This is a genomic window from Priestia abyssalis, from assembly GCF_002019595.1.
In the GTDB taxonomy this organism is placed as follows: domain Bacteria; phylum Bacillota; class Bacilli; order Bacillales; family Bacillaceae_H; genus Bacillus_BA; species Bacillus_BA abyssalis.
In genome coordinates, this window is sequence record NZ_KV917369.1 from 1979111 (window position 1) to 1992197 (window position 13087).

General features: G+C 39.2%; 8 protein-coding genes. All 8 read left to right on the plus strand.

The annotated features are described in order from the left end of the window. Nucleotides 1-52 precede the first annotated feature (52 nt). The 8 genes from BK575_RS09110 to dptF all read left to right on the plus strand — a co-directional run bounded on the left by BK575_RS09110 (nucleotide 53) and on the right by dptF (nucleotide 13087). The gene (locus BK575_RS09110) at nucleotides 53-385 is read left to right on the plus strand and encodes a hypothetical protein (RefSeq protein WP_204524859.1); all 333 of its coding nucleotides are present in this window, start codon (nucleotides 53-55) and stop codon (nucleotides 383-385) included. Nucleotides 386-1199: 814 nt separating this feature from the next. Beyond that, nucleotides 1200-4703: a helicase-related protein gene (locus BK575_RS09115; protein ID WP_078410108.1), complete on the plus strand. Its 3504-nt coding sequence runs from the start codon at nucleotides 1200-1202 to the stop codon at nucleotides 4701-4703. Beyond that, entirely contained in the window at nucleotides 4704-6617 is a 1914-nt protein-coding gene (gene drmB / locus BK575_RS09120) for a DUF1998 domain-containing protein (protein ID WP_078410109.1), read from the plus strand. It begins immediately after the preceding gene. Between the two features lie 28 nt (nucleotides 6618-6645). Then, nucleotides 6646-7620 carry a hypothetical protein gene (locus BK575_RS09125; RefSeq protein ID WP_139368004.1) on the plus strand — a complete coding sequence of 325 codons (975 nt, stop codon included), beginning with the start codon at nucleotides 6646-6648 and terminating at the stop codon, nucleotides 7618-7620. Then, complete coding sequence (locus BK575_RS09130) at nucleotides 7620-9152, plus strand: hypothetical protein (RefSeq protein WP_078410111.1); 1533 nt, start codon at nucleotides 7620-7622, stop codon at nucleotides 9150-9152. The genes BK575_RS09125 and BK575_RS09130 overlap by 1 nt, the downstream gene beginning before the upstream one ends. A gap of 143 nt (nucleotides 9153-9295) precedes the next feature. After that, nucleotides 9296-9655: a transposase gene (locus tag BK575_RS29315; protein WP_139368005.1), complete on the plus strand. Its 360-nt coding sequence runs from the start codon at nucleotides 9296-9298 to the stop codon at nucleotides 9653-9655. A 368-nt stretch (nucleotides 9656-10023) separates the two neighbouring features. Next, nucleotides 10024-10458 carry a very short patch repair endonuclease gene (locus BK575_RS09140; RefSeq protein WP_078410112.1) on the plus strand — a complete coding sequence of 145 codons (435 nt, stop codon included), beginning with the start codon at nucleotides 10024-10026 and terminating at the stop codon, nucleotides 10456-10458. Nucleotides 10459-10720: 262 nt separating this feature from the next. Further along, nucleotides 10721-13087: a DNA phosphorothioation-dependent restriction protein DptF gene (gene dptF / locus BK575_RS09145; protein ID WP_139368006.1), complete on the plus strand. Its 2367-nt coding sequence runs from the start codon at nucleotides 10721-10723 to the stop codon at nucleotides 13085-13087.

Sequence of the window (13087 nt, forward strand, 5' to 3'; positions counted from 1 at the left end):
TTGATATGGTTAGATTGCATGAATGAGCTATTTTTTAGAAGGAGATAAGCTTATGAATCTTATAGGTAAATTTTATATTTACGAAATGGAAATGTGGAATGAAGACTATTTTAATATAGAGGTTCCAGCCTTTATTGAATTGGATGAAGAGCATAATGGATGTTTTCAATTTGGTTTTGTTTCAGGCAGCGTTGATGGACGGCTAGTCGATGGGTCAGAAGGGAGTATCATTGAGTTTACTTGGGAAGGTGATGATGAGGGGGAACCAGTCTTTGGAAGTGGTTGGATTAGAACCGAAGAAGAGAATTGCATAAAAGGTCATTTTCAATTTCAAGCCGGAGATCACTCCTTATTTTGGGCTAGGAGGGCATACGCCAAATCCTGACTTTGGGTATGCTCATGCATTGATGTGGTGTTTTAACTTAGGGGGGAAATAAACACGGGGCTGAAAAAGGAATTTCATAAAGACATGATTACGATCTACCAAAATGCTAAAAAGAGTGCGGCTATAATGCGACTCGATTTCTGCAAGTGCTTGCAGTACAAGATGGTTTAACTGTAGCAAAGGGTCTTATCCATCCTTAAGTGCCTGTCACTTTTGCCCTTTGCAAAAGTGACAGGCACCTTTAATTAAAAAGTTAATAGTACTGTACAAAATAAAAGACAAGCTCTAATACAGATATGAAAAACACAGTATAGAAACAATTCTTTAGATATAGGTTGAAGGATTCGATAAATTGTTAATTTGTTGTATCTGTATTATTTAATTAACGCCTTTGATAAAGAATAGTTTTGTATGCTTTCGCACTAGTGATATAAAATACCCAATTCTAAATTTAATTTTCAACGAATAGGCAAACTATCTGAAAAGATACGACGTAAAATTCAACACTTTGAAATTAAAGATGAAAAACTATGGATGAAAATTGAATTATAATAGTATAGAGAAAGATTTTTTTAGATAAGAAGAATCGATATGTAGAAGGTATAATATTAAAATAAATCATACAACTATACATAAAATTCATGGTATAACTACAACTAAATCTAGTGTAGTGGTATAATTTTACTATTGAATCTATTTCTATAGAGTTAGTGCTAAATATTGGATAAAATATTAGTGAATTGAAATGTTTCAAAATTCAACTCTTTCCGATAAATAGAAGATTTTACGATACATATTAAAGGGAGGAATTACGTTGCTTAAGCTGGAAAAGCATCTTGAAAATAGACTAGAGCTCATTCAAGCACTGAAGGAAGATGTCATTGGCCCTATTTCAATCAACGAAAACATGTTGCCGCTTTCGACTATAGGAGATATCAAACTACCAACAAAAGATAATTTATATAAACGATACTATCAAAAGGAATCGAAGCAGGAAATTATCCAAAGAAACAACCCTTCTGCACACTATGTTTCAGGAATGTTATATCCCTATACCAAACCAACAAATTCAATGAATGAATCCAGTGTGGGGGATGAACTAAACCTTACGCAAGAAGAGGATGAAAGCGGAGAAACAAATATTTCTGAAGAAGTAGTCAAAAAACTAAGTAAGAGTAAAGCACGACTTGAAAAGGGTTCGGAAAACAATGATGACGATGATTTAATCCCACAAAAAAATGAGTTTCTTCCATCCAGTTTAGGGTTGAGTTTTTATATTAAGCTGCCAGAACAAAGTTCTATCACGTTTTATGTTAGAGGCGGGCGCTACCTGCCGCAAACAATATTCACACTTGATAATAGTCAAAAACAAAGATGGTGGTTCCGCAGCGAGGTACAAGCAAAAGTAATCGTAAACTTCGATGAGTTGGTAAGCCACAATCGAAAACCATTCAATAAACTTGTTCAAGCCGAAAATATAAATGATATGAAACTCGAAATACAGATTCTAAGTCGGAAACTTGAAAATGGTCAATTTTTAATTACTACCAGCTTAACGAATCGCACTGAAATTACATCTAAGACGTATGATGAAATGGACAAATTCGCTTTGTTCCAAAGTGAAATGGAGGTAGAACTATCTAAAGGGAGGTTTTTAAAATATCCAAGAGTTCAAACGGGGCTTGAAGACGATGAGGAAAAATCAAATCAGCTTTTATACAAAAATGCTGCTATCTATGGACTCGGTCATAATTGTTCCTGTGATTGGAATGAGGAAGATTATGAGATTAAAAGTTTAAAATCAACATTTTTACCAACGTATGAAACGCAGAGTATGACCCCAGATATTAAGGATGAAAACGGAAAAGATTTTTCTGTATCAATGTTGGAATTATCGGGGAAATTCGGAAACAAAGTAGAAGCGAAATCGTCTTTAAATAAGGTTGTTTATTCCTATGAGAATTGGATTAGCCAAAAAGAAAGCACCATACCCGAACTCGATACATATTATCAGCCGATTGCCAAGGGTCATATGGAAAAATGCAGGATGTCCCTCAATCGGATGAGAAAGGGTTTAAAACTTCTAGAAAACCCGAAAGTCTTGAAAGCTTTTCAACTTGCGAACCAAGCGATGATTCTTCAGCAGGTAAATGGCACCGAGATTCGGACAGGCAATGTAAAAGAAGGCAGCTTAGTATACGATAAACCTAAGGAAACGTTGACCTTGGATAACCTAAATGAACTAAAAAGCGCTGGTAAAGGAAACTGGAGGGCCTTCCAGATTGCCTTTATTCTCATGGCGCTTGATTCAGTTGTAAGCGGTGATTCGCCTGAACGAGAAGTGGTTGACTTAATTTGGTTTCCGACGGGGGGAGGGAAAACGGAAGCCTACTTGGGGCTCTCAGCTTTTTCCATGTTCTATCGCCGGATTATGGATCCAAATGATATTGGGACAGATATCCTCATGAGATACACATTAAGGCTATTAACCGCAGATCAATTCCAGCGATCATCCCGCCTTATTTGTGCTATGGAGCATATAAGGAGGAAGGAAGGTGCAAATCTGCTTGGCTTAGAGCCATATTCAATAGGAATATGGCTCGGTGGCGATACTACCCCGAATACAAATGATAAAGCTCTAAAGCAGTTAACCACCTTGAACCTTGGCGGAAAGACGGAAGATTTTATCGTGCGCTTTTGCCCATGGTGTGGTGCTTCACTTGGGAAGTATGACGAACATAACCAGAAAAAAAGAAGAGGAATCAAATCTCTTTACCATGGTTACAAAAAAGTAAACAAAAAAATGGTCATCCATTGTCCTGACAACACATGTGAATTCTATGATGACTTGCCGATTTATATCGTAGATGAAATGATATATGAAGTAAAACCGACGTTCGTACTAGGGACCATCGATAAATTTGCAATGTTAGCCTGGAGGCCGCAAGCGAGGGCATTGTTCGGATTGGATGAAAACGGGGAACGGGAAGTTTCACCGCCCAACCTGATTATTCAGGATGAATTGCACCTAATCTCAGGACCATTAGGAACCATATCAGGACTGTACGAAACGGTGATTGAAGAGCTTTGCACAGACTATCGCTCCAAAAAGCCGAAAAAGCCTAAAATTGTGTGTGCGACAGCAACTATCCGCAGATTTGAAGAGCAGATTCGTAACCTTTATGGCAGAACTGGTTCACAGCTTTTCCCAAGCTCAGGTCTCGATTTCGACGACTCTTTTTTTGCACAAACAGCAAAGGATGAACACGGGAAAAACAGACCTGGAAGATTGTATGCTGGGGTTTATAGCCCGACTGTACAACTAATGACCTTGCAGGTTAAGACATTCGCAACTTTATTACAAAGTGTAAAACTGCTGCCTAAGGAAGAACAAGATCCTTTCTGGACCTTATTGTCTTTTTATAATTCAATCAGGGAACTTGGCGGCGGAATGACACTTACCCAAACGGACATCCCAAACTATTTCAACCAAGTTCGCTTTAAAAAGGCAATCAGTGATAAAGAGCTGTACCGATGGATTAATCAAGCAACAGAATTGACCTCGCGTTTGAAAAGTGGGGAAGTGGCTGGCGCGATTGGGCAGCTTAAAAAGGATATAAAGGAAAGGGATGTCATTGATATATGTCTTGCCTCAAATATTATTGAAGTGGGTGTCGATATTGATAGGCTTTCCTTAATGACAATTGTCGGACAGCCTAAAACTACTGCGCAATACATTCAAGTCAGTGGACGTGTAGGAAGAAGGTGGTGGGAGCGTCCAGGTTTGATTGTCAGTCTCTTTGCGAACGGACGCTCAAGAGATAAATCCCATTTTGAACATTTCCGTGAGTATCATGAACAACTATATGCACAAGTTGAACCAACCAGCGTAACACCTTTTTCAGACCCATCAATCAAAAAGGTTTTGCCTGCGATAATTATCATTTACCTCAGGCAGATGCTTGATGCCCAAATAGCGAACTCACCGGAAACAATTTCTGAGTATGCAAGCGAATTAGAATCATTCAAGCAAAGACTTTTGAAACGGGTTGAGCTTATTGATCCGATGCAAAAAGATGTGGTACAGACTGAATTTGACCGGTTTGTCAGACGTTTAAACAGCGGTTTTATCATTTGGGAGAAGAAGGACGATGATTTGAATATCGGAGTCATGTACCTGGCAGGCTCGTACGTTAGTGATGAACAAAAAAGATTAGGAACACCAGTATTAATGTCCATGCGGTCCGTTGATGCGCAATGCGTTGGAACGATTTCAAGCCTATTTATGGACATAGAAGATCAAGGAGATGATTTTTAAATGGCAAATATTCCTATCAGACGTGCACAAATTATTTCTCCTTTTGGCACTGGCTCTCTTTCTATTTCCCATGATGGCGTTACGATGCTGATGGGCGGCCTAGATAAATGGTATATCAATCCGGGTACTAGAGAAAAAAGTAAACATCTTTCTGAGTTTGAAATAGAGGAACCAAGATTGAAAAAAATCTTAGACGTTCAATCATTAAGGCTTCCACCCGATTACCGGGCCGGTTATAAGACTGAAGAACCTGCACCTAATCAAGATCTTTATTTGCCAATGGTTCGATTCCCAACTTGGAATTATTGCGAGTATTGTAAAAAAATGAAACAGCTTACGTTGATTGATAAAACCACGAGGAGATGTGACTGCGATAAGAAAGGGCGCCTGATACAGGTCCCTTTCGTCATAATCTGTAAAGATGGCCATTTAAATGATTTTCCGTGGAGAGAATGGGTACATGAATCAGCCAATCCGCGCTGCAACGGAGAACTAAAGCTTGTTTCTGTTGGTGGGACAACTCTCTCCACGATGAATGTTAAATGTCTTACATGTGGCAAACATCGCAGTCTTATGGGGGTAAATGCAAAAGAAAGCGAGGAAATGACAGTCTTAAGTAAACGGCTCGACACTAAATCGGGTCAACCATTTCTCTGTGATGGTTCTCGACCATGGTTTGGTCCCAGTGACAAAAAAGAGTCTTGCGAATTGCCAATTATTGCAGCCTTGAAAAGTTCTTCAAATGTATATTTCCCAGAAACATTAAGTGCGATTTACTTACCTGGAAAACGTTCAACCGATGTTGAGAAAATTTTGACATTGTTAGATACTCCCCATGGGAAGCGCACGTTAATGGTTCTTTCGAATATCCCGGACGAAGAGATTCGACTTCAATCAGCCAAAGCCCTATTTACCATTGAACTGGATGACTTCGAAGACAGAAGCATCCTGCAAGCTTTGAGGATTCGTCTGTCGAACGGGGAGGACGACGATGAGGATATTAATTTCGATGGGATTGAAAAATCGATTCGGTTAGAAGAACATTTAGCATTAATCCATCCTAAGGACACGAATGAACTGAAGGTCATAAGTGAATGGAAGCAATCGGATAAAGGTGAAAATATCCTTGCCAAATATATAAACTCTATAAACCTTATAACGAAACTAAGAGAAACAAAGGTTTTATACGGGTTTTCACGATTTGAAGCAAGTAAAACAGGGCTGACAAAGGAATCCATTCGTCGAGGTCGGGAATTATTATTCGGCACCCCGGACTCTCCCGAAAATTCCTGGCTGCCTGTCAATACGGTTTTTGGTGAAGGGATTTTTATCGAACTTGACCATGACCTTCTAGAACAATGGGAAAAGTCCAATGGTTTAATGAATGCCAGGTTTCATAAGCTTGAAGCACGATATAATAATTTGGTGAACCAAGGAGCAATCAAGGAAATGGGCATTAGCCCAAGGTATATACTGGTTCATACGCTGGCACATATGCTAATCAATGAACTTGTCTTTGAATGCGGCTATAGCGCGGCTTCCCTGAGAGAAAGGATTTATGTGAACACGGACGGAAACTACAAAATGAATGGATTTATGATTTACACTTCATCCGGTGATTCCGAAGGAACAATGGGTGGGTTGGTAAGAATGGGGAAGAAGGATTCGATTTTTTCCTTGCTTGACAGGGCCATTCGCAAATCTTCGTGGTGCTCCTCCGATCCAGTCTGCAGTGACATTGGAAAAACATCCGGGCAAGGATACCATCACATGAATCTTTCGGCTTGCCATAATTGTTCTTATCTTCCAGAAACATCTTGTGAAGAGTTTAATATGATCCTTGATCGTGCAATGCTTGCCGGAACTCCTGAACAACCCGAGATTGGCTTTTTTGATTACTTAAGAAAGGAATAATAGAGAAATAAAAATGGGGGAAGAAAAGATGGACATCGATGAACTCTATTGTATTGGACCAAGGTCCATATTTCAAATTCCAGATTGGTTTAAATTTTTCTCTTCATTGGGTGCCTATTTAATTAGGAATCCGGGCACTAAACACATCAAAACCCATATTGCAGTGTCGTTACCGGGTGCAGATTTTGCACCTTTGGTAACGGCTGCTGGCATGTCAGATACGATTTTCAACCGGAGATTATTGAAGAAGACGATTGTAAATCGTATCACCTCTTTAACGGAGGGACAAACGATTTTTTTAACAAGAGAAAATAAAAGAGAGATTTATACTTTTAAGGATATTATCCTACATCCTGTTCCTATTTTTGAAAATGAAAGATGTGCCCGTTTAGTTTCAAAGGGGATGACGACGATGATTCCAGAAAGAAGCTGGTCGCAGCTGCAAATCGCGTCAGCCGATCAGCAATATAAAAGAAGGCAAATGAAAGGGTTCGGATTTGGTTCAGCATTTCTTAAAGAACTATACGGCAAAGAAAAATTACTTAGAGCAGCAAGCGAATATACGACGGAGTTTTATATCATTGGTAATAATGCGAAAATTTTGGAATTGTCTAGTGCCGAGACGTTAAGCTATCGGGCATTGAAAGGGACATTCGCGGATTTGTTATGTTTTAAGGGAAAACAAAGCGCCTACTACCATTCAGTAATTATCTCTAATGTGGGGAAGGGGACAAAAGAGGAACAGCTTGAACCCAATGTACCAGTCATCTTTACGGATGCTTTAAGTTACTTGAACAAAGCCCATTTATCGTCAAAGAACCCTTCCATTATTTTTTTAAATCGGACAGACGCAGGGGACCGAAATAATGAAGTGGTTTTAGATATTAAAAGAAGAACATTAGAAAAAGAAACGGAAATCATTACAGGCTCGGTAATCGATTCTCTTGGAGGAATGGAAAAATTCCCTAACGGGATTGAATTGTTGGCATGGAGGGAGAAATAATGGACCTTTGGAAAGACAATGAGATTTTCAATATTGCAAATTCTAATGAGCAATATTATCTCTCAATTCATGATCCATTACTTTCAGATTTGGGAGAGCAATGTAATATCCTAAAACAAAAAGTGGACGAAAACGGATTGGAAGATGAATTTTTGAATGGGATTTACCTTACAATTAAGAGGGATTTGATGATTTTTTCAACTAGTTTAATTTCATTTCATCAAATCAAATCGATTGATTTGCAGGACTTACGGTATAAGTTTCGCGAACTCAAAGTGCTGTACCCGAACATCTACCAAGATTTTTTGAAAGGTGCCCAGCAAATAAAGCAGCTGCTGGAACAGGAAAACAATCCTTTAATGGAAAAAGTGCTTGATTTGGTCAACACACAAACACCTAACAAAAGGGCCATTGTCACAAAAAGACACTTAAAGGATGAGGAGAGACACGCACTGCTTGGAAGGTTCACGACGAATGTCATGGATATAAGGTTTTTCAACGATTCCGCGTTCAGAAAATCTTCCGATACCTTTGATGAAGTCCTATTTATCGGCAGTCAAAACCTGTTTGAAGCGTACGCGAACAATTGTCCACGGGCGGAAAAAACGTACTTCATCTCCTATGATGTATTTCCTAATTATTTTAAGAACATGGGGGTTTTACATTCACTCCAGCCGGTTTCGACTGTATATAAAGGCATTAAAAACAAACTAGAACGAAAACCGATTACCACAGCGAAGCTACTTTTAGAAGAAGACCCACCTTCGTTATCGTTATTAGGAAAGCAATTAGCTGCCAGTGAAGACTTGGACGAAAATGGTGCTGATTCCATTGAACCAGTGGAAGCTAGATTAGTCACACTAGAAAATGATCATGTTCTTTTCCTTCAAGTTGATGGGAGATATAAAGTTGTTGAGATTGATTCAAAAGCCAAACATGTTATTTCAAAACCTTTGAACATGCTTGAGCTTGATGACTGTCTGCTCGTATTCCATGAAAGTGAAACAGAAATGCTAGCGACTGTTGCGGACTCTGAGATTTTAAAGGAAAAATCTCAAAAACTTAGACGTATACAAAAATCATGGAAGAATCGGCTGCGAAGTTGGGTTAATAATAAAGGTATAAACAAAGCCTGTCATATACTCTCGAACAAATACAACATGAGTTCCTCGAAGCCACATAATGTAAATTACTGGTTAAGAGACACAACGATTTTCCCTCGTAATATGGAGCAGTTATTAAAAGCGCTTCAATATGACGATGATGCGGTTCAGCAAATCCTAACAGCTTCCAACCGTATTTTGGCTGCTCACCGCCGCGCCGGGAGTTTGGTCAGGCAATACGCTAACCAAGTCATCAAGAATTCTGACTTAAAGAATCTGCTTTCACAAGGATATCAAATTTTCAGTATCCCGGAATTTCCAGGGGTCACATTTAGCGTCGAGCGAATCGTCGGTATTAGTTCCGAAACATTTATGGTGCATCCAGGAAAAATTATGAAGGTTTATAATCAAAGTAGTTTGCATGTTTAAAAGTGAGTGAGGGGTTCTGGTATAAAAACTTTTAAACACTTGCAAGTAATCTCTTAGTCTTGGACATACTGATATTATTAATATAAAAAGGGTGCGTACCGGTACGAAGAAACCAGTAGAATTCGAAGCATTATCAGCTTGACATTATCTTATTAACAGTAAGATGGTACCTACGGTACAACTTGGGCTTTGGTCAGTTGGTGGAAATGATGGAAGAGCGTGGCCTATCGATGTCTCACACAACGATTATGCGTTGGGTTCATCAATATGGACCGGAATTAGATGAAAGAGTACGGCGTCAGTGTCCCTCTCCAGAAGGAAAAGGACTTTATAAATTAAGGAAAGAAATCGTCGAGCGAAGCTCCGCAGACTCAAAAGAACTGCATGGGCTTCGCTACTGCCGTTTACGGGGATTGCAGAACGGGAGGGAACAAGTCTTACTCACGGCAGTCTGCCAGAATATGAAAAAAATCACCACACACCTAGCCAGCCAAGCTGGCTAGGTATGTGGCAATCTTTCTCGAGAGAAACTATCTGAATATCTTAAAAAGTAAAAAATCTTATAGAGAAAAAATATCCCTTTCTCTACAAATGAATCTTGATATATCAAGGTTTCTCTCTCAAGTAAATGGTATGGAGCACAGGGGGCTCGAACCCCTGATTTCTACGCTGACAGGGTAGACGATGTTTATGAATATACATGAAAAAACACCTCTACTTGATTTGCATATTTAGTGTGCAGAGCAAGTGAAGGTGTTTTTCGTTTGGGTACAAGAAAAGCGATTCTATGATCAAGTTCCTTTTTAAACTTTCTGCTATAAGGGTAAAAGAAGAACAGGAGAAAATAAACAACGGCAGGAGGTTACTTATCATGGTAGATAAAGTCTCAAAAGAAACGAGAAGTAAGATAATGGGCTCGATTCGAGCTGTATCGAAGCTGGAAGACTTAATAAGTAGTGCGTTATGGGCAAGGGGGCTAAGATTCTGGAGAAATTCAAGAAGACTGATGGGAACTCCGGATTGGTCAATCTCAAAATATAAGGTAGTGATCTTTCTGGATTCCTGTTTTTGGCACAGTTGCGAAATACACGGAAATATCCCTAAATCAAACACCGAGTTTTGGGAAAACAAGTTCAGTAAGAATAAAGAGAGAGACAAGAAAGTAACGGAATATTATCTAGAAAGGGGCTGGAATATTTTAAGGATTTGGGAACATGAAGTCAGACAGGATTTCGATGCCGCCATTGATAAGATGGAAAAATTCATCATGGATGCAAAACGAAACAGCAATAAGTCGGTGGTTTAAGGGAAGGTGTCTCAAAATCTCGGTTTCTCTATGTAACCTTCTATGCACTCACTAACGTCTGTCCTTTCGACAAATTGACTTGTTTTACAGGTCGCGAAAAATTCGGGGACAGGCTTTTTTTTGACATCAAAGTTACCAGTGGATTTTACAAACATTTACAGGTCCTAAATTCCCAAATTTTATGCATATAATGTATAATGAGAGATGGAATTGATAGGATTGATTAAGTTGTATTTTCTATAATTTAAGAGGTGTTTTTTCATTGAGCAATCATACATTTGATTTTTTAAAAGATATTTTTCCTGAGTTGATGGAGCTTGGTAGAAGCATCGAAGATGTATTCTATCATGATCCACAAACGGTATTAATTAAAGGTCGGATTTTTTCGGAAAAATTGTCCAAAAGAATTGCTGTCGAACAAGATCTTCATGAATTGAACTATTTAAAACAAGTGGAACGAATTCAGCGTTTAGAAAAAGAGGATATCTTGCCAAGGGAAATCGCGGGTTCGTTCGATACTGTAAGATATTTGGGGAATAAAGCGGCACATGAACATATGGAAGGGGATCTGGAAAATGCTTTCAAGGTCCATAAACATTTATTCCAGATTGCGGTCTGGTTCATGGAAGTGTACGGGAGTTATGAGTTTGTCGCACAAAAGTATAGGCATCCGCGACCTAAAACGAATATGGATGCTTTCATGCAATTAGAAGAAAAACTTAATTCCAGTCTGGAAGAAAAATTAAAGGTAATCTTGGAACATACAAGAACAAACCTGAAGGCGGCAGATGAAGGAGAAGCCTCCAAGGGAGAAGAACAAGAAAAGGAAGATAATCAGGCGGAGAAGGATGAAAACGCAGAGTCCATGGACTCCACCGATAAGAAAGAACAATCTGAGGAACGCTTCATTCTTAAAGAAGGAGAAAGTTATTTATTGGCTGAGCTTTCAAAATTGAAAGAGTCTTCACAAGAGGCGATTGAAAATTCCAATCAATTCAGTTCTTTTAAAGAATATTTGCATGTGAAAAGAACGATACAAGATGACTTGATGTCCGCTTTGAACAATGCGGCCGAGACAAGTGAAGCGCAATTGATTTTTTTATGTGGCAGCGTAGGAGACGGAAAATCCCACTTACTGGCCTATATGAACAATAAGTATTCCCAGTTGATGGAGAGTTTTTCGATACACAACGATGCAACTGAAAGTTTTGATCCGCAGAAGAGTTCGCTCGATACATTAGCGGAAGTATTGAAGCCATTTCGCGATGACGAAATCGAGACATCCGGGCATAAGCTTATTTTAGCCATCAACTTGGGCGTGTTGCATAATTTCATCGAATCGGATTATGCAAAAAAACATTATCAAACCTTGACGGAATTTATCAGAGAATCCAAAATCTTTGAAGCATCTGTCCTTGCTGGGAATCAAATGGATGATTATTTCCACTTGATTAGTTTTAGCGACTATCAACCATTTGAACTGACGGAAGATGGGCCAAAATCTGCTTATTTCTCAACCATTCTTGACCGTTTGGTGGTCAAATCGGAAGAAAATCCATTCTATCGGGCTTATCAACAGGACAAAGAACGGGGCATAAGCGGATTTTTCATGACGAATTATGAATTGATTCAAATGGGAGAAATTCGTGAAGGGATTGTCAGTCTTTTGGTGGCAGCCATCGTGAAGCATAAGACCATCATCTCCACTCGTGCGCTTCTTAACTTCATTCACGATATTTTGGTTCCCGCACATGGGAATGGCGATTTCTTGACTGCAGGAATGATTGAGAAGACGGAAGCATTATTGCCGAACCTACTTTTTGCCGGACAAGACCGTTCCCACCTATTGGCTATAGTGGGTAAGATGGATCCGATTCACCTTCGTTCCAATATAATCGACCAGATTCTGATTGAACTCAACAACTCCTTGAATATAAGAGACACGTTCGAACGTCATCTGGATTTACAGTGTCTGGAAGGGTGGATAAAAGGGCTGGAGGAACTGGGCCCGTTTTTCGAATTGAGCGGCGCATCGAGGCAACTTTTCAATAAAACGTTGATTCGCATGGCTCTGTTTCTGTCAAAAACCATGGAGGAAACTTTCTTAGATTCGAACTATCAACAGTATATGCAATATTTATATGCGTTCAACGCAGGAAACCGTTCTGGTTTGAAAAGTATGTATGATTTGACGAAAAAATCAATTTTCTTATGGAATGGCAGTCCAAAAGACGAGTATGTGTATATGGACAAATCCAATCGTGGCATCCAAGTTGCACAGTCGCTCATCATCAAGCCTTCCTTTGCCCATTTATCGACATCCGAAGACCGAGTCCTGAATCGTTTCAAGTTGAATCTGCTCATTGCATTCGGAGGCAAAGATAAGACGAATACGGTGTTCCTGGAAGTCGATTATCCTTTATACGAAATGATGGTAAAACTTTCAAAAGGTTACAGACCGAACAAAAAGGATAAGGAAGATTGCATCCAGTTCGTCGAATTCATCGACAGGGTGATGAAGATGGGAAATAAAGAGGAGGAACTGCTGTTTGTCCGAATGGATGGAAATGCGATATTCAGGCTGACATATGACGAGGACTATGAAGAATTCACATTTAGAAGGGAATAG